This is a genomic window from Mesorhizobium sp. BHbdii (assembly GCF_053848045.1).
In genome coordinates, this window is sequence record NZ_JBSPKX010000004.1 from 89,480 (window position 1) to 106,330 (window position 16,851).

A 16,851-nucleotide genomic window follows, 5' to 3' on the forward strand; every position below is an offset into this window, starting at 1 on the left:
TGCCGGATGCCGGCGGTAACGGAAGGAGCCCAAAATGGCCGAACGGTCTTTTGCCAAGGAAGTCGAAAAGCTCAGGCTCGGCGCCGGCGAGGAGTTTTCCGGCGAGGGCATTCTCGCCATCACCAAGGCGCTGCTGCAATGCGGCGTCGGCTATGTCGGCGGCTATCAGGGCGCGCCGATCAGCCATCTGATGGATGTGCTGGCCGATGCGCAGGATATTCTGGGCGAGCTCGGCGTGCATTTCGAGGCGAGCGCCTCGGAAGCCACCGCCACCGCCATGCTGGCCGCATCTGTGCATTATCCGATCCGCGGTGCGGCGACCTTCAAGTCGACAGTCGGCACCAATGTCGCGTCGGACGCGCTCGCCAATCTCGCCTCGGGCGGCGTCACCGGCGGCGCGCTGATCATCGTCGGCGAGGACTATGGCGAAGGCTCTTCGATCATGCAGGAGCGCAGCCACGCCTTTGCCATGAAAAGCCAGGTCTGGCTGCTCGACCCGCGGCCGAACCTGCCGTCGATCGTCAAGGCGGTGGAGGACGGCTTCGAGCTGTCCGAGGTTTCCAACACGCCTGTCATGCTGCAGGTCCGCATCCGCTGCTGCCACGTCCATGGCCGTTTCATCGCCAAGGACAACAAGCGGCCGACCATGACGGTGGCTGATGCGCTCGACGCGCCGCGCCGCGACACCGGCCGCATCGTGCTGCCGCCCGCCTCCTTCCTACACGAGAAGGAAAAGGTGCAGAAACGCTGGCCAGCGGCGGTCGATTTTATCCGCAAGAATAAGATCAACGAGTTCTTCGGTCCCGAGCACGGCTCGGTCGGCATCGTCATGCAGGGCGGCATGTACAATTCGGTCGTCCGAGCGCTGCAACGGCTAAGCCTTGCCGACACCTATGGTGTGACAGACGTGCCGCTCTACGTGCTGAATGCCGTCTATCCCTTGGTCGACGACGAGTTCCTGTCCTTCTGCGAGGGCAAGGACGCTGTGCTCGTCGTCGAGGAAGGCCAGCCCAATTATATCGAGCAGGCTTTCGCATCGATGCTGCACAAGGCCGGGCGTGGCACGAAACTCGTCGGCAAGGAGCACCTGCCGATGGCCGGCGAATACACCGGCCAGGTCATGCTCGACGGCATCGGATCGTTCCTGCGCGCCACCATCCCGCACCTGCTGCCGGGCGAAGTCCGCGCGCCGAACAAGATCGGCGACGGGCTCGATACCGCCGACCTGATCAACGTCGTTCCGGGCCGTCCGCCCGGCTTCTGCGTCGGCTGTCCGGAACGGCCGATCTTCGCCGCCACCAAGCTGGTCGAGCAGGAGCTCGGCAAGCACCACATCGCCTCCGACATCGGCTGCCATCTGTTTTCGATCATGCCGCCTTTCGAGCTTGGCGCTACTACCATGGGCTACGGGCTGGGGCCGGCCTCGGCCTCAGCGTTCAATTCGCCCGATGCCAAGCGCCGGTCGATCTCCTTCGTCGGCGACGGCGGCTTCTGGCACAACGGCCTGACCTCATCGATCGGCAACGCCGTGTTCAACAAGAACGACGGCGTCATCGTCATCGTCGACAATTTCTATTCGGCGGCGACGGGAGGGCAGGACATCCTTTCATCCCGCGCCGGCAACAAGACGAAATCGACCAAGCATCCGATCACCGAGGCGGTGAAGGGCATGGGCGTCAAATGGCTGCGCCACATCGACCGCACCTATGACGTGACCAAGATGCAGGACACGCTGCGCGAGGCGCTGACGACGGACGAGAAGGGCCCAAAAGTCATCGTCGCCTCGTCCGAATGCATGCTGAACCGGCAGCGCCGCGAAAAGCCGCTGGTCGACAAGGCGATCAAGGGCGGGAAAAGGATCGTCAAGCCGAAATTCGGCGTCGACGAGGACATCTGCACCGGCGACCATGCCTGCATGCGGCTTTCCGGCTGCCCGTCGCTGTCGGTGAAGTCGCTGGACGATCCTCTGCGCGACGATCCGGTGGCGCATATCGACCAGAGCTGCGTCGGCTGCGGCAATTGCGGCGAGGTTGCCGATGCGGCGGTGCTGTGCCCGTCCTTCTACCGCGCCGACGTGGTGCACAATCCCAGCCGCTGGGACCGTTTCCTCGAAGCCGCGCGTCGCGCCACGATCAGCCTCTTGCAGCGGCGCCGTGAAAGCCGGCGCCTGACATTCGCCGATGCTTGACGCCGTTCCCTCATCGCGCTCGAACGCCGGTGCTCCCGAAGGCGAGCGCGTCATCAAGCTTGCCGTGCTGGCGGTCGGCGGCCAGGGCGGCGGCGTGCTCGCCGACTGGATCACCGACGTCGCCGAACGCAATGGCTATGTCGCGCAATCGACCTCGGTCGCCGGCGTCGCCCAGCGCACCGGCGCCACGATCTACTATGTCGAAATGTGCCGCGACACCGGCCGCCTGCCGGTCTTTGCGCTGTCGCCCTCGCAGGGCGACGTCGACATCTTGATCGCCGCCGAACTGATGGAAGCCGGCCGCGCCATCATCCGCGGCTTCGTCACGCCGGAGCGCACGACGCTGATTGCCTCGTCGCATCGCATCGCCGCGGTCTCGGAAAAGATCGAGCCCGGCGATGGCCGCGCCTCGTCCTCAAAGGTGCATGCCACGGCTGAAACGGCGGCCAAGCGCTTCATCGCCTTCGACATGGAGAAGATCGCCGCCGACAACGGCTCGATGATCTCGGCCAGCCTGCTCGGCGCGCTGGCCGGCTCCGATGTCTTGCCGTTCACACGCGAGAGCTATGAACAGGCGATCAGTGCCGGCGGCCGCGGCGTGAAGGCCAGCCTCGCCGCCTTCGGCGTGTCCTTTGATCGCGCCCGCGACATCCCGAACACGCCACCTCTGGGCGACAAGATCGCAGAGCCGAAAGCTGCTGAAACCGGCTCGGGCGCGGCGGCAAAGGTGAGCGGCCCGGAAAGCCTGTTGAAGGGCTGGCAGGACCTTGCGGCGCGCGTCGATGCGCTACCGCTTCCCCTGCACGACATGGCGTTTCGCGGTCTGAAAAAAGTCGTCGACTATCAGGACATCGCCTATGGCGGCGAGTATCTCGACCGGCTCGACCGGGCCGTCGCTCTGGACAATGCCGAACATGACTACGCGCTATCGATATCAGCGGCAAAGCATTTGGCCAACGCCATGTGCTACGACGACATGATCCGCGTCGCCGACCTGAAGACGCGTTCGACGCGCGACAAGCGGGTGCGCCGCGAGGTCGGTGTTAAGGAGGGAACGATCCTCCAGGTGACCGAATATTTCCATCCGCGCATCGAGGAATTCTGCGGCACGCTGCCGTCCGGCCTCGGCAGTTACATCGAGGCGCGGCCGAAGCTTGCCGCCTTCCTTGACCGCCGCATCAACCATGGCCGCCGCATCCGCACCGACAGTTTCGCCGGCTTCGTCGCGCTGTGGTTCATCGGCGGCCTGCGTCGCTGGCGCCGTCGCCTGCTGCGCCACAAGGTCGAGACCGCACATCTCGAGCGCTGGTATGCGCTGGCGCTCGGCCATGTCAGGGAGGACTACGCACTCTCCGTCGAAATCCTCAACTGTCGCCGCCTGATCAAGGGCTACAGCGACACCCATGCCCGCGCCCAGTCGAAATTCGACCGCCTGCTGTCGGCACTCGATCTGCTCAAGGGCCGCGCCGACGCCGCGGACTGGATCCGCCGCTTGCGCGAAGCCGCGTTGAAGGACGAGAAGGGCGACATGCTCGACGGCGCGCTGAAAACGGTGGCGTCGTTGGGCGATGGCCCGGGTTCATCAAGCTGATCGGCAGATCCAGGTGACGCTTGCGTCACTGAACATAGACGTCATCGCATTCCTGCCGGTCTGATCACCGACGCTGCTGCGTTGCTGCGACCTATTCGGTCGCCGGGCTTCCTGTGGATAGCTACGGAATGCAGTGCTTCTCGATGTCGCGCGCCGTGAACTCTGCTGCGCGTCGCCACGCTTCGTCGGTATCCCCGCGGTAGGTCAGGTAGCGATCGCAGACAGGTTTGTTGTCGTTCAAATCCAGCACTGCGAACTTCACCCAGCCAACCAGCGTGCTCATCTTGTGCACCTGACCGATCAGGAGATATTTCGCGCTGACTGTTCTTGCCCGCTTGGAGAGATCGACAAGGCCGGGGTCTTTAATGGTGCACTGTTCTGCCTGACAGGGTAGTGCGACGAGGTCGATCTTCTGGTTGCCCGAAAGACCATCATGCAACGCAACGCCAAATGCCTTCAGTCGCGCCTCGTGTTCGGCGGTCTGGTCCCTGACTTCGCCTGATGTATCCTTGAACTCGAAATCCGCGACGGCGAGGATCGTGGGCTCGGCATCGGCAAACGCGGCCGACGCAAGCACGCCAGCGCCGATCAGCGTCAGGAGAAATCGTCCGCACTCAAAAAGTCGAAAACGAACCTCTGCGCATTGCACCTTGAGCATCTTTTTCTCCGAGGTTGGGACGATAGTCATCCCCTTTGGCGGTGCCGATTGTCTCGTCGCGTTGATGGAAGACGCGGAAAGCAAGCGCAAGGCTATCCAGTTACGTCGCAACGTCAACTTTCCGCCCGTTACTGAGTGGACTCCACCTTGGCGACAACGAGCTTGCCTTGGGCGCGCGAGATTTCGAGTGCCTGGCCGGCCCCTGCCAACTCGCCCGGAACCGAGATCACGAACGCCTGGCCCTCGGTGAGGGTCGCGACCAAACGTACTGGCAAACTTTCTTCGCCCGCCGTCATCGTGGTGACCACCCGGTAGCCGTCAGCCGCCTCCGTGTAGTAGACGACGCCGTGAAAGTTGCCGAGATCGACGCTCCCACCCTGACGGGCCGTGAGTTCGCCGGCAGAAGCGGCACCTGCCACAACGCAAAGCGCTGCAAGAGCTGTGTATCTGAACATCGTTTTCTCCTCTATTTATGATTTGCCGTTCGGCTGGATGGTTGCCTTCGGCTGCATCCAATAAAATCACGCTGCGAGCTGATCCTCACGGGCAGCCGCGATCATCACATTCGCGAGCAACCCGTAGGCTGCCTCCCAAGCGTCGCGGACAGCCGGTGTAAAAGCCGGACCGAGGCCGACTGCCAGGGTCTCGATGAGCGCTTGCCCGACGATCGGGTAATGACGCTCCTCGACGCCGTAGGTCTCGTGACGCTTGGCGAGCACGCGCACCGTTGGGAGGATGGTGTCGGCACGGTCCAATCCGTGCACGACGAAACCCAGGCTCGCCATCAGCTTGGCGCCTTGCTCGGTCATGTCTCTCACCGGAAACAGCGCGCGAAGGTCCGCGTCGATCGCGAACAGGCGGTCATAGAACAGCGCGGCGGCGGCCACGCGAATCGGGACGACCTCGCGAAAACTATCCTGGACAAGTCTGATCTGGTCGGGTGTCATCGGCGACGCTCCTGCGTTCCTGGCTTGGGGTGACCATCGCCCCAAAGCGTTTCGCGTGCATGTCGCCTGCGCGCAGATGTGTTTCAGTTGTGTCTCGATGGTTTTTCAGTTCGCGCTCATTTGGCTTCTTTTTAGGTAGATCGTACTAAGGGTGCCACAGGGCCCCGTGCTCATCTCGCTCGATCCGGACCTGGTCATAGTTGAAAACCTAGGCGCGCGCGCCAGCTTGGAACTGCATCGGCAGTCGGTCATTATATCGGGGAGCCGGCGGCTCCTCCCCTATGCCCCCGTTCGGATGGAGAAATCATGCTGCAGATATTCATTGCTTCGTCTTTTCTTCTTGCCTTCGGTGCGCCCTCGACCACGCTCGCGCAGGACGGCAGCATCGAGAGCGAGACCGGGCGCATTGCGGTCGAGACCTTTGCCGAAGGGCTCGAACATCCCTGGGGCGCGACCTACCTGCCCGACGGCGCAATGCTGGTCACCGAGCGTCCGGGGCGCCTGCGGCTCGTCTCGACCGAGGGGGCCGTTTCCGATCCGATCGACGGTGTGCCGGACGTCCTCGCCAGCGGACAAGGCGGTCTGCTGGATGTGGCGCTCGATCCGGACTTTGCCAACAACCGGACGGTTTATCTCTCCTACTCGGAGGAACGCGGCGGCGGCGCGGCCACCTCCGTCGGCCGTGGACGTCTGGATAAGAACGGCAGCGCGCTTTCGAACTTCGAAGTGATCTTCCGGCAGGAACCAGCCGTGTCCAGCCGGCACCACTACGGCTCCCGCCTGGTATTCGCGCCGGACGGCAAGCTCTTCGTCACGCTCGGCGATCGCGGCAAGGCGCAACAGGCGCAGGACGCGAACAATCATCTCGGCACGGTCGTCCGCATCAATCCCGATGGTTCTGTGCCTGACGACAATCCTTTCGTCGGCAAGGACGGCGCCGACGAGATATGGTCCTACGGGCATCGCAATGTGCAAAGCGCAGCGATCCATCCCGAAACCGGCGTGCTCTGGACGGCGGAAATGGGACCGCGCGGCGGCGATGAGCTAAACATTCCGGAAGCGGGCAGGAATCACGGCTGGCCTGTGGTTAGCTGGGGCCGGCATTATTCGGGCGAACGCATCCCCGATCCTTCGACCCGGCCGGAGTTTGCCGATTCCATCCATAGCTGGACGCCGGTCATCTCGCCTTCCGGCATGACCTTCTACACCGGCGACATGTTTGCCGATTGGCGAGGCGACCTCCTGATTGGCGGACTTTCGGCGGAAGGCATCGTTCGTGTCAGGATCGACGGAAAGCAGGTCGCCGGCGAGGAAGTCCTCGCTCTCGGCAGGCGTATCCGAGACGTGGTGCAGGCTCCCGACGGCGCGGTAATGGCGTTGACCGACGAGCCAGCGGGAAGGATATTGCGACTGGCGCCGGCAGCGTCGCAGTGACCCCATGCGGCGCGACAGACTTCCGATGGAAAGAAGCGCAAAGCCTTGAAAAATGAAATAGTGGTGCCGCTTAGGTGACTCGAACACCTGACCCCATCATTACGAATGATGTGCTCTACCAACTGAGCTAAAGCGGCCCGGGAAGCCGAGGCCTCCAAGATGCGCTGGGTGATAGACGCAACCCACCATAAATTCAAGATGGGACTTGGCATTTCGTGTGGCTCATGCCGCGCCTACAAGCGGCCGCCGCGCCGATCCGTCATTCGGTGGCGCGATGCGGTACCGGCAGGTTGCGCGCGGTCGCGTCGCCGCTGCATCGGGAAATCGGCGAAAAATGTTGATTCCTTTACCGAAAACCGCCGAAATGGGCTTTGGATGCCTCGCCAAGGCAGAATGCGGCCGCTGGCCCGTTGATTGATTGATCGCCTACGGCTAACGATCATGACAATGTGACCGTACGTGCAGAGGGGTCCCGTTTGGACGCGATCGAAAAAGCGATCCGGAATGCCTTGGAGAAAGGCAATGCCGAAGACCGCGCGTTTCGCGAGCGGGTCTATCGATCGGCTTTCGCCGCACTTGACCGTGCCCTGCAGGCCAACCCGGGCGTGACGGTGGAAGTCGCCATCAAGCGCCGCAAGGCGGTGCAGGCCAAGATCACCGAAATCGAATCCGAGTTCCTGCCGGCGGTTTCCGGCGTGGGCCGGCCGACCGATGATGACGCTGCCGCACCGGCGGTGAAGCAGCCGGCTGACAGCGAAGCCGAAGCCGAAGCCGAGGCCGAAGCCGAACCGGATGGCGGCGCAGATGCTGAACCCGCGTCCCCGCCTGACGTCGTTATCGACGGTCCGCCGAAGCCTCCTGCATCCGAAGCGCCCCCTGCTTCCTACGCGCCCCCTGCTTCCGACGCTCCGCGCTCGCGCGTCTTGCCGGTCGTTCCCGATATCATGCCCGAAGCGGCTTTTCCCGGTGCGCCGGAGATCGACTTGTCGTCCCCTCCATCGACCGGAGACGATGACGCAGAGGTGATGCCCGACCGCGACGACAGGCGTGTGCGAGGCCCCCGCCTGCCTCTCACCGCGATCTTCCTCGGCGTGACGCTGCTCGCAGCTGTCGGTATCGGTCTCTATTTCGCTGCGCAGACCGGCGTCTTCAAGTCAGCGGCCGAACTCGACACGGCCCCGCCGCAAACGGCTCCGACTGTGGAAGACGATGATTTCACGCCACCAGGCGACACGGCCTCGCCGCTGAACCCCGGCGATGTGGAGCGCGACTGGATCAATGTGTTTTCGCCGAGCGACCCGACGCTTGTCAGTGCGCCTTCGGATGCCAAGGCCGAAGTCATGCAGGACGACAGCGGTTCCTTCCTGCGCATCCGGTCGGGCGCCTCCGGTTCGGCGATCAGCTTCGACGTCGGGCAAGGCGTTTTGGAAAAACTCGCCGGCAAGCACGCCACGTTCGACATCATCGCCCGCTCCGAGGAGGGCAAGGAGACGCAGATCTCCGTCGACTGCAATTTCGGCGAACTCGGCGACTGCGGCCGCAAGCGCTACGCGGTCGGCCACGAGCGCAACGAATATCTCTTCGACGTGCGGTTTCCCGACAAGCGTCCGGGCGCTGCCGGCACCATCGCCATCAATTCCGACTTCGAAAAGCAGGGGAAGTCGGTCGACATCTACGAGATCCGCGTCTCGATTGTTCCGTAGAGCATCGGACCCAAAAGCATGCTCACGGGCTTGACCCGGGGTGGAAACCGGTTTTGGGAAAATCCGATGCTCAAAACAAAAATCTAACTGTCAAGCAGCGCCTGCAGCGTCTCGATGCGGTCGGCCTCGGCCGCCGGCTTGTCCCAGCGCAGCCGTGAAATGCGGGGAAAGCGCATGGCGACGCCGGATTTGTGCCGTGTCGAGCGGCTGAGCCCTTCGAACGCCACCTCCAGCACGAGGCCTTGTCTGCGGTCGGCCCGCACCGAGCGGACCGGGCCGAAACGCTCGATCGTGTTGTCGCGGACATATTTGTCGATCTGCCTCAGTTCCTCGTCGGTGAAGCCGAAATAGGCTTTCCCCACTGGCACCAGTTCCTCCGATCCTTCCGGGCCGGACCAGACGCCGAACGTGTAATCGGAATAGAAGCTCGAACGCTTGCCGTGGCCGCGCTGGGCATACATCAGCACGGCGTCGACCGTGTGCGGATCGCGCTTCCATTTGAACCATGGACCTTTGGGCCGGCCGGTGAGATAGGGCGAATCCCAGCGCTTCAGCATTACGCCTTCGATGACCGGATGCAGCGGCTTGCGGCGCAATTTCTCCAACGCCTGCCAGTCGGTGAATTCGACCAGCGGCGAAAGATCGAAGCGGCTCGGATCGAGCGTCTGCACGAAGGCTTCGAGGCGGCCGCGCCGCTCGCGGAAAGAGCGCGCGCGCAAGTCCTCGTCGCCGACCTGAAGCACGTCGTAGCAGCGCATGAAGGCTGGGTATTGCTGCTGGATCTTCGGTGTCACGCTCTTGCGGTTCAGCCGCTGCTGCAGGTCCGAGAACGTACCGGTCGCCTGCAGGGGATCGCCGACCAGAAGCTCGCCGTCGAGGGTGGCGGAAAAATCCATCGCCTCTGCGAGGTCCGGAAAGGCCCCGGAGACGTCGTCGCCGGTGCGCGAATAGAGCCGGCGAATGCCGCCTTCCGATACGGCCTGGACGCGGATGCCGTCCCATTTCCATTCGGCGGCGTAGTCGGCCGGGTCGAGCTTTTCGAGATCGCCGTCACCGATCGGGTTCGACAGCATCACCGGCCGGAACAGCGCCAGGGCCGTCTTTCTGGGTTTTTCTGCCTTGCCTTCCAGCCAGGCGAACAGCTCGGCATAGGGCGGCGTCAGCCCATGCCAGAGTTCTTCGATTTCGGCGATGTCGACCTTGCCGAGATCGGCCAGCGCCTGCTTGGCCAATCGCGCCGAGACGCCGATGCGCAGCCCGCCGGTGACCAGCTTGATGATGGCGAAACGCGCCGAGATGCTGGCGCTGTCGAGCAGTCTGGCCAGCACCTTCGGCCCGTCGGAACGGCTCGCCGCCTGCAGCTTTGCGACGACCTCGGCGAGCGTCGGCTCATGGCTGGCGATATCCGCGGGCGATTGCGGCCAGACCAGCGACACGGTCTCGGCCAGGTCGCCGACATAATCGTAGGAATAGCCGAACAGCACCGGATCCATCCGCTCCATCACCAGCATGCGAAGCATAGCCGGCTTGACCGCCGCGATGGTCAGGTCGCCGGTGATGGCAGCCAGCGCCAGGCCGCGATCCGGATCCTCGACGCTGCGGAAATAATCGCTCAGCAGCGTCAGCTTGCCGTTACGCGACGGAGTCAGGACAAGGCGATCGAGGAGTTCGGCGAAGCGATTCATGGCGGTGAGAACCGCGTCAGCGCTGCGTTGACGATTGTTCGTTCCATCAGCTCAATCGCCCTCATCCTCGTAGCCGACGAGATGCAGCGGCCGCGCGGCGATGCCTTCGAGTTCGCACCAGCGCACCAGGGCCTCCTCGCGGCCATGCGTCACCCAGATTTCTCCGGCGCCGGTCTCCCTGATCGTGGCGGTCAGCTCGTCCCAGTCGGCGTGGTCGGAAATGATCAGCGGCAGTTCGACGCCGCCCTGCTTGGCGCGCTGGCGGATGCGCATCCAGCCGGACGCAAAGCACGAGATCGGATCGGGAAAGCGTCGCGCCCAGCGGTCGGCGAAGGCCGAGGGCGGGCCAACGACGATGGCCCCGGTGAAGTCGTCCTTACCACCGCTTTCGACGGTCGCCGGCTCCAGCGTCCCGAGGTCGATGCCCTGGCTCTGATAGTAGTCGCTGAGCTTGGCCAGCGCGCCGTGGATGTAGATTGGCTTGTCGTAGCCGGCGTCGCGCAGCAACCGCATGACGCGCTGCGCCTTGCCGAGCGCATAGGCGCCGACCAGATGCGCGCGTTCGGGAAACTGCGCCGTCGATTTCAGCAGGCGGGCGATCTCTTCGGTATCGGGCGGGTGACGGAACACCGGCAGGCCGAAAGTCGCCTCGGTGATGAACACGTCGCACTTGACCGGTTCGAACGGCTCGCAAGTCGCGTCCCTATGGCGCTTGTAGTCGCCCGAAGCGACGATGCATGAGCCCTGATGCACGACCTCGATCTGCGCCGAGCCCAGCACATGGCCGGCCGGATGGAAGGTTACGGTGACGCCGTTCAGCGCAATCGCCTCGCCAAGTGCTGCCGCTTGCGTCGTCCCGGCAAAGTCCTCGCCGTAGCGCAGCCCCATAATGTCAAGCGTCTGTTGTGTGGCCAGCACCGAGCGGTGGCCTGAACGGGCATGGTCGGAATGGCCGTGCGTGATTAGCGCCCGGTTGACCGGCCGCACCGGGTCGATGAAGAAATCGCCGGGTGGGCAATAGAGACCCTCGGGCCGGGGATGAAGCAGGTCACTGGCGCGCATGGCTCCAAGATAGTTGCTAATTGCGGCGCGGGAAGCCTGTTGCAAGTGACTGCTGACTCGGCTTACAGGCAACTGTCGGCGGGACGTCTATCGTGAAACCGCATCAGGCCTCGTCGGCGATCATTTTCGTTCACCTGCGCCACACGTGGCGGCGGCTGCGAAAAAAGTCCGATTCGAATGCCCGAAAGGGCAGGACACCGACACGGAGGACGTTGCATGCGCTGGAACTTGGTGGTCTTGGCATCTTGCCTGGCAATAGCCGGTTGCATCGGCACCTCGATTGCCGAGCGACAGGACGCGAATGTCCAGTCCTCGCTGCAATATGACAGCGTGCCCTGCAATCAATTGCTGGCGCAACGCAACCGGCTGGCACAGCAATACCGCCTTCCACAGGATGCCAAGCCGTCCTTCTCCGATACCGGGGTGGGCCTCGGCCCGTTCATGCCGGACGCCCGTTCCAAGGCCCAGCGAGAGGTCGAACAGGCGAGCGGCCGGATCGATGCCATGAACCGGTCGATCGCCCGCCGCGAATGTGGCAAGCCGGCCAAGCAGACCAAGCTTGGCCTGCCGGGTTAGCGCATGATCCCGGAAATCGGAATCGATTTCCGGGAAGGATCATGCGTCGATTCAAAAAATGTTAAAGCGTCCTTTGCGCGTTCAATTGGACGCGCGGCGCTCTAATACCCCGCGTCGCGATCCACCACGTTCTCGAGCTTCCCGCCGCGCTCGAAGGCGGCCATCTGGCGCAGCATAATCGGCACCAGATGCACGGGGTCGGAGGTCGCCGCCGCATGCGGCGTCACGAACACTTTCGGGTGGGTCCACAGCCGGCTGGTCTTCGGCAGCGGCTCGACCTCGAACACGTCGAGGCTCGCTTCCTTGAGTGTGCCGTCCTCCAGCGCACGCAGAATGTCGGCGTCCTTCTGCAACTTGCCGCGCCCGGCATTGATCAGCACCGAGCCGCCGAGGCCGTTGCGTTTCCTCAATTCCTTCAGCACGCCGTAATTGATCACGCCTTGCGTCTGCGGCGTGAGTGGCAAAAGCACCACCAGAATGTCGGTGGCGTTGAGGAAGGGGACCAATCCGGCCTCGCCTGCATAGGTCGAAACGCCGTTCATCGGCCGCTCGCTGCGCGACCAGCCATTGACCGCAAAGCCGAGCGACAAAAGCACCGACGCCGCCGCGCGGCCAAGTGTGCCGAGCCCCATGATTCCGACGGAGATGTCGCCGGCCGGTCGCTGCGGTGGCTCGTGCCAGATCTTCTTTTGCTGCTGCGACCGGTAGAGCATGCCCTGGCGATGGTGATCGAGCACCCGCCAGACGACGTATTCGGTCATGTACTGGGTCAGGTTGTCGGCCACGACCTTGACGATCGGCACGTCGGGCAAAGTGGGATCGGCGAAGATGTGGTCGACGCCGGCGCCGATCGAAAAGACAGCGCGCAGATTGGGCAGCGACGACAGAAGGTTGGGTCGCTGCTTCCACACCACCGCATAGGTGATCGAGGGATCGCTGGCGCCGTCCGGCTCGAGCACCACCTCGCGTTCCGCCGACAAGAGTTCGCGCCAACGGCCTGGATGGATACCGGTGAGGGCAAGCAGGATACGGCCTTTTTCCATTGCGGATTCTATTTCCTTATGCGGTACAGGCTACTCGCTGACGATGCCGACCGGCGCCGTTTCGATCCTGAATGCGGCCGAGATCAGCGCCTTGGTATAGTCGGTCTGCGGCCGTTCGAAAATCTGTTCGGATGGGCCGGCTTCGACGATCCTGCCATTGCGCATGACGATGACGTCGTTGGCAAGCGCGCGGATGACCTTCAGGTCGTGGCTGATGAACAGATAGGCGAGGTCGTGCTTCGCCTGCAGGTTGCGCAGAAGATCGACCACCTGCGCCTGCACGCTCATGTCGAGCGCCGAGGTCGGCTCGTCCAGCATGACGAAGCGCGGGTTGAGCACCATGGCGCGGGCGATGGCGATGCGCTGGCGCTGGCCGCCGGAAAACTCGTGCGGATAGCGATTGCCCGTGGCGGGATCGAGCCCGACTTCCCCGAGCACTTCGACGATGCGCTTGTCGCGCTCATCGTGCGACAGCTTCGGCTCGTGGATCTCCAGCCCTTCCTCGATGATCTCGGAGACCGACATGCGCGGGCTCAACGACCCGAACGGATCCTGGAAGACGATCTGCAGCTCGCGCCGCAGCGGCCGCATGGCATTGAATGACAGTTCATTGATATCGCGCCCGTTGAACCGAATGGTCCCGGTCGACGAGATCATCCTGGCCAGCGCCAGGCCGAGCGTCGTCTTGCCAGAGCCGGATTCGCCGACGACGCCGAGCGTCTGGCCGGCGCGCACGGTGACGTCGATGCCGTCCACCGCCTTCACATTGTCGACGGTGCGCCGGAAAAAGCCCTTCTTGATCGGAAACCAGACTTTTATGTCCTGGCCGGTCATCACAGGCTTGGCGGCAGCGTTGGCGGCGGGCGGTTTGCCCTTCGGTTCGGCGGCCAGCAGATGCCGCGTATAGGTGTGCTGCGGGTTGGCGAAGATATCTTTCGTCGGTCCGGTCTCGACGATCTTGCCCTTGGTCATCACGCAGACCCGGTCGGCGATCTTTCTGACGATGCCGAGATCGTGGGTGATGAACAGCATCGACATGCCCTTGCGGCTCTTCAGCTCCGCAAGCAGTTCGAGGATCTGCGCTTGCACGGTGACGTCGAGTGCCGTCGTCGGTTCGTCGGCGATCAGCAGTTCCGGTTCGTTGGCCAGTGCCATGGCGATCATGACGCGCTGGCGCTGGCCGCCGGAAAGCTGGTGCGGATAGGCGTCGAGCCGTTTCTCCGGCTCGCGGATACCGACCTCGTTGAGCAGCTCCAGGGTGCGCGCCCTGGCTTGGCGGTCGCCCAGGCCCTGGTGCAGCGCCAGCACCTCGATGATCTGCTGCTCGATCGTGTGCAGCGGATTGAGCGAGGTCATCGGCTCCTGGAAGATCATGGTGATCTTGTTGCCGCGCACGCGGCGCAATGCCTTCTCGTCGGTGGCGAGCAGGTCGGCGCCCTGGAACAGGATCTTTCCTGATGGATGGCTGGCAGCCGGATAAGGCAGCAGCTTCAGCACCGACAGCGCCGAGACCGACTTGCCGGAGCCGGATTCGCCGACCAGCGCCACCGTCTCGCCCTTGGCGATGTCGAAGGAGATGTGGTCGACGGCCATCGACTGGCGGCCCTCCTGCGCGAAGGCGACGCTGAGATCGCGCACGGAGAGGAGAGGGGCTTCGCTCATCTGAACGTCTTGCGCGGATCGAAAGCGTCGCGGGTCGCTTCGCCGACGAAGACCAGCAGCGACAGCATCAGCGAGATGACGACGAAGCCGGAAATGCCCAGCCATGGCGCGTTGAGGTTGCGCTGCGCCTGCTTCAGGAGCTCGCCCAGCGACGCCGAGCCGGGCGGCAGGCCGAAGCCAAGGTAGTCGAGCGAGGTCAGCGTCGAGATCGAGCCGCTGAGCAGAAAGGGCAGGAAGGTCAGCGTCGCCACCATGGCGTTTGGCAACAGATGCCGGAACATGATGGTGCCATTGGGTACGCCGAGCGCGCGGGCGGCGTTGACATATTCGAAGTTGCGGGCGCGCAGGAACTCGGCCCGCACCACGCCGACCAGCGCCACCCAGGAGAACAGCAGCATCAGTCCAAGCAGGATGAAGAAGCCGGGCGGCAGGATGGCGGCGACGATCAGCAAGAGATAAAGCACCGGGATCGCCGACCAGATCTCTATGAAGCGCTGGAACAGAAGGTCGGTCCAGCCGCCGAAATAGCCCTGCAATGCCCCGGCCGTCACGCCGATCAGCGCCGAGCCGGCGGTGAGGATCAGGCCGAACAGCACCGAGACCCTGAACCCGTAAATAACGCGCGCCAGCACGTCGCGGGCCTGGTCGTCGGTGCCCAGCCAGTTCCAGTTGCCGACGGCGCAATTGGGGTCGGCGGTACCTTGCGGATACTGGTTGCAGCGTGTCTTGACGTCATAGAGCCAGGACGGCTTGGTGGGCGCCGCCTCGGGGATCGCGTTGTTGACGGTCCGGTAGGAGTAGCGGACCGGCGGCCAGATCATCCAGCCATGGGCATTGATCTCGTCCTGGATGACCGGGTCACGATAGTCGGTGACCGCATAAAAGCCGCCGAACTTCTCCTCGGGATAAGCGACCAGGACCGGAAACAGGATCTCGCCCTTGTAGGAAACGAGGACCGGCTTGTCGTTGGCGATCCATTCGGAAAACAGCGACAGCACGAAAAGCACGAGAAAGATCCACAACGACCAATAGCCGCGCCGGTTGGCCCTAAAATTCTGCAGGCGCCGCTGGTTGAGCGGCGACAGCCAGGGCCGGGCAATCCGGTCCGGCGCCGTTTCGGCTGCGGCCCCGGCCATCAGACGTCTCTCCGCTCGAAGTCGATGCGCGGGTCGACCCAGGTATAGATCAGGTCGGACAGGAGCCCGACGATCAGGCCAAGCAGCGAGAAGATGTAGAGATTGGCGAACACCACCGGGTAGTCGCGCTCGACCACCGACCTGAAACCGAGCAGGCCGAGGCCGTCGAGTGAAAAGATGTTCTCGATCAGCAGCGAGCCGGTGAAGAAGGCCGAGATGAAGGCGCCGGGAAAGCCGGCAACGACGATCAGCATGGCGTTGCGAAAGACGTGTCCATAGAGAACCTGCCGTTCCGATAGGCCCTTGGCGCGCGCGGTCACCACATATTGCTTGCGGATTTCCTCGAGGAACGAATTCTTGGTCAGCAGCGTCGTGGTGGCGAAGGCGGACAGCACCAGCGCCGTCAGCGGCAAGGTCATGTGCCAGAGATAGTCGAAGATCCGCGCCGGCCAGGACAGCTGGTCCCAATTGTCGGAGGTGATGCCGCGCAGCGGAAACCAGTCGTAGAAGGATCCGCCGGCAAACAGCACCATCAGCAGGATGCCGAACAGGAAGCCCGGAATGGCGTAGCCGACAATGACGACGCCGCTGGTCCATACGTCGAATGCCGAGCCGTCCTTGACTGCCTTGCGGATGCCGAGCGGGATCGAGATCAGGTAGGACAGCAGCGTGATCCACAGCCCGATCGAGATCGATACCGGCATCTTCTCCAGGATCAGATCGATCACCGAGATGTCACGGAAATAGCTGTCGCCGAAATCGAACCGGATATAGTTCCACAGCATCATGCCGAAGCGCTCGAGCGGTGGCTTGTCGAAGCCGAACTGCTTTTCCAGCTTGGCGATGAATTCGGGGTCGAGCCCCTGCGCGCCGCGATATTTCGAACCGACGTCGCCGGCCACGTCGAAATTGCTGGCGCCGGCGTCGCCACCGCCACCGCCAAGGCGATCGCTGCCGCCCTGGTTGGTCAGCCTGGCGATGACCTGCTCGACAGGCCCGCCCGGCGCGAACTGGATGACGGCGAAGGACACCGCCATGATGCCGAACAGGGTCGGGATCATCAGCAGGATGCGGCGCAGGATATAGGCGCCCATCAGATGTTGTCTTCCTTGAGGGAGATCATTGTGTCTGGAGATGCCGCCAAGGCAATCGCCTCGAACCAATTT

General features: G+C 63.4%; 14 protein-coding genes and 1 tRNA gene. 5 read left to right on the forward strand and 10 right to left on the reverse strand.

The window, feature by feature from the left end; translation table 11 throughout:
- Positions 1–34: 34 nt before the first annotated feature.
- Positions 35–2,188 carry a thiamine pyrophosphate-dependent enzyme gene (locus ACWTU8_RS21100; RefSeq protein ID WP_455849700.1) on the forward strand — a complete coding sequence of 718 codons (2,154 nt, stop codon included), beginning with the start codon at positions 35–37 and terminating at the stop codon, positions 2,186–2,188.
- A complete protein-coding gene (locus ACWTU8_RS21105) occupies positions 2,181–3,779 on the forward strand; it encodes an indolepyruvate oxidoreductase subunit beta family protein (RefSeq protein WP_455849701.1) in 1,599 nt (532 codons plus the stop codon). The genes ACWTU8_RS21100 and ACWTU8_RS21105 overlap by 8 nt, the downstream gene beginning before the upstream one ends.
- 121 nt (positions 3,780–3,900) lie before the next feature.
- Here ACWTU8_RS21105 and ACWTU8_RS21110 read toward each other — a convergent pair whose 3' ends face one another.
- The 3 genes from ACWTU8_RS21110 to ACWTU8_RS21120 form a co-directional block, all read right to left on the reverse strand.
- On the reverse strand, positions 3,901–4,437 hold the full coding sequence (locus tag ACWTU8_RS21110; protein ID WP_455849702.1) for a DUF2380 domain-containing protein: 537 nt from the start codon (positions 4,435–4,437) through the stop codon (positions 3,901–3,903).
- A gap of 128 nt (positions 4,438–4,565) precedes the next feature.
- Positions 4,566–4,892 carry a hypothetical protein gene (locus ACWTU8_RS21115; protein ID WP_455849703.1) on the reverse strand — a complete coding sequence of 109 codons (327 nt, stop codon included), beginning with the start codon at positions 4,890–4,892 and terminating at the stop codon, positions 4,566–4,568.
- A gap of 66 nt (positions 4,893–4,958) precedes the next feature.
- A complete protein-coding gene (locus ACWTU8_RS21120; RefSeq protein ID WP_455849704.1) occupies positions 4,959–5,384 on the reverse strand; it encodes a globin family protein in 426 nt (141 codons plus the stop codon).
- 306 nt (positions 5,385–5,690) lie between these two features.
- Between ACWTU8_RS21120 and ACWTU8_RS21125 the strand changes: the two genes are divergently transcribed.
- The gene (locus ACWTU8_RS21125; protein ID WP_455849705.1) at positions 5,691–6,818 is read left to right on the forward strand and encodes a PQQ-dependent sugar dehydrogenase; all 1,128 of its coding nucleotides are present in this window, start codon (positions 5,691–5,693) and stop codon (positions 6,816–6,818) included.
- 61 nt (positions 6,819–6,879) lie between these two features.
- Here the strand turns inward: ACWTU8_RS21125 and ACWTU8_RS21130 are convergent.
- Positions 6,880–6,955, reverse strand: a tRNA-Thr gene (locus ACWTU8_RS21130).
- 339 nt (positions 6,956–7,294) lie between these two features.
- Here ACWTU8_RS21130 and ACWTU8_RS21135 point away from each other — a divergent pair.
- Positions 7,295–8,521, forward strand: a complete 1,227-nt coding sequence (locus tag ACWTU8_RS21135; RefSeq protein ID WP_455849706.1) for a hypothetical protein — start codon at positions 7,295–7,297, stop codon at positions 8,519–8,521.
- An 83-nt stretch (positions 8,522–8,604) separates the two neighbouring features.
- Here the strand turns inward: ACWTU8_RS21135 and ACWTU8_RS21140 are convergent, their stop codons facing one another.
- On the reverse strand, positions 8,605–10,206 hold the full coding sequence (locus ACWTU8_RS21140) for a cisplatin damage response ATP-dependent DNA ligase (protein WP_455849707.1): 1,602 nt from the start codon (positions 10,204–10,206) through the stop codon (positions 8,605–8,607).
- A 51-nt stretch (positions 10,207–10,257) separates the two neighbouring features.
- A complete protein-coding gene (locus ACWTU8_RS21145; RefSeq protein WP_455838348.1) occupies positions 10,258–11,268 on the reverse strand; it encodes a ligase-associated DNA damage response exonuclease in 1,011 nt (336 codons plus the stop codon).
- A 216-nt stretch (positions 11,269–11,484) separates the two neighbouring features.
- On the opposite strand from ACWTU8_RS21145, the gene ACWTU8_RS21150 reads away from it, so the two are divergent.
- Entirely contained in the window at positions 11,485–11,844 is a 360-nt protein-coding gene (locus ACWTU8_RS21150) for a hypothetical protein (RefSeq protein ID WP_455849708.1), read from the forward strand.
- A gap of 101 nt (positions 11,845–11,945) precedes the next feature.
- Here ACWTU8_RS21150 and ACWTU8_RS21155 read toward each other — a convergent pair whose 3' ends face one another.
- The 4 genes from ACWTU8_RS21155 to ACWTU8_RS21170 are packed head-to-tail and all read right to left on the reverse strand — an operon-like array spanning position 11,946 to position 16,779.
- Positions 11,946–12,887, reverse strand: a complete 942-nt coding sequence (locus tag ACWTU8_RS21155; protein WP_455849709.1) for a 2-hydroxyacid dehydrogenase — start codon at positions 12,885–12,887, stop codon at positions 11,946–11,948.
- A gap of 30 nt (positions 12,888–12,917) precedes the next feature.
- A complete protein-coding gene (locus ACWTU8_RS21160; RefSeq protein WP_455849710.1) occupies positions 12,918–14,549 on the reverse strand; it encodes an ABC transporter ATP-binding protein in 1,632 nt (543 codons plus the stop codon).
- The gene (locus ACWTU8_RS21165) at positions 14,546–15,685 is read right to left on the reverse strand and encodes an ABC transporter permease (RefSeq protein ID WP_029356996.1); all 1,140 of its coding nucleotides are present in this window, start codon (positions 15,683–15,685) and stop codon (positions 14,546–14,548) included. The genes ACWTU8_RS21160 and ACWTU8_RS21165 overlap by 4 nt, the downstream gene beginning before the upstream one ends.
- Positions 15,685–16,779, reverse strand: a complete 1,095-nt coding sequence (locus ACWTU8_RS21170) for a microcin C ABC transporter permease YejB (protein ID WP_455849711.1) — start codon at positions 16,777–16,779, stop codon at positions 15,685–15,687. Before ACWTU8_RS21170 ends, ACWTU8_RS21165 begins: the two co-directional genes overlap by 1 nt.
- Positions 16,780–16,851 lie beyond the last annotated feature (72 nt).

Bases quoted from the DNA above. Each gene is read 5' to 3' on its own strand.
- ACWTU8_RS21100 (WP_455849700.1), top strand. From the start codon at position 35: ATGGCCGAACGGTCTTTTGCCAAGGAAGTCGAAAAGCTCAGGCTCGGC.
- ACWTU8_RS21105 (WP_455849701.1), top strand. From the start codon at position 2,181: ATGCTTGACGCCGTTCCCTCATCGCGCTCGAACGCCGGTGCTCCCGAA.
- ACWTU8_RS21110 (WP_455849702.1), bottom strand. From the start codon at position 4,437: ATGCTCAAGGTGCAATGCGCAGAGGTTCGTTTTCGACTTTTTGAGTGC.
- ACWTU8_RS21115 (WP_455849703.1), bottom strand. From the start codon at position 4,892: ATGTTCAGATACACAGCTCTTGCAGCGCTTTGCGTTGTGGCAGGTGCC.
- ACWTU8_RS21120 (WP_455849704.1), bottom strand. From the start codon at position 5,384: ATGACACCCGACCAGATCAGACTTGTCCAGGATAGTTTTCGCGAGGTC.
- ACWTU8_RS21125 (WP_455849705.1), top strand. From the start codon at position 5,691: ATGCTGCAGATATTCATTGCTTCGTCTTTTCTTCTTGCCTTCGGTGCG.
- ACWTU8_RS21140 (WP_455849707.1), bottom strand. From the start codon at position 10,206: ATGAATCGCTTCGCCGAACTCCTCGATCGCCTTGTCCTGACTCCGTCG.
- ACWTU8_RS21145 (WP_455838348.1), bottom strand. From the start codon at position 11,268: ATGCGCGCCAGTGACCTGCTTCATCCCCGGCCCGAGGGTCTCTATTGC.
- ACWTU8_RS21150 (WP_455849708.1), top strand. From the start codon at position 11,485: ATGCGCTGGAACTTGGTGGTCTTGGCATCTTGCCTGGCAATAGCCGGT.
- ACWTU8_RS21155 (WP_455849709.1), bottom strand. From the start codon at position 12,887: ATGGAAAAAGGCCGTATCCTGCTTGCCCTCACCGGTATCCATCCAGGC.
- ACWTU8_RS21160 (WP_455849710.1), bottom strand. From the start codon at position 14,549: ATGAGCGAAGCCCCTCTCCTCTCCGTGCGCGATCTCAGCGTCGCCTTC.
- ACWTU8_RS21165 (WP_029356996.1), bottom strand. From the start codon at position 15,685: ATGGCCGGGGCCGCAGCCGAAACGGCGCCGGACCGGATTGCCCGGCCC.
- ACWTU8_RS21170 (WP_455849711.1), bottom strand. From the start codon at position 16,779: ATGGGCGCCTATATCCTGCGCCGCATCCTGCTGATGATCCCGACCCTG.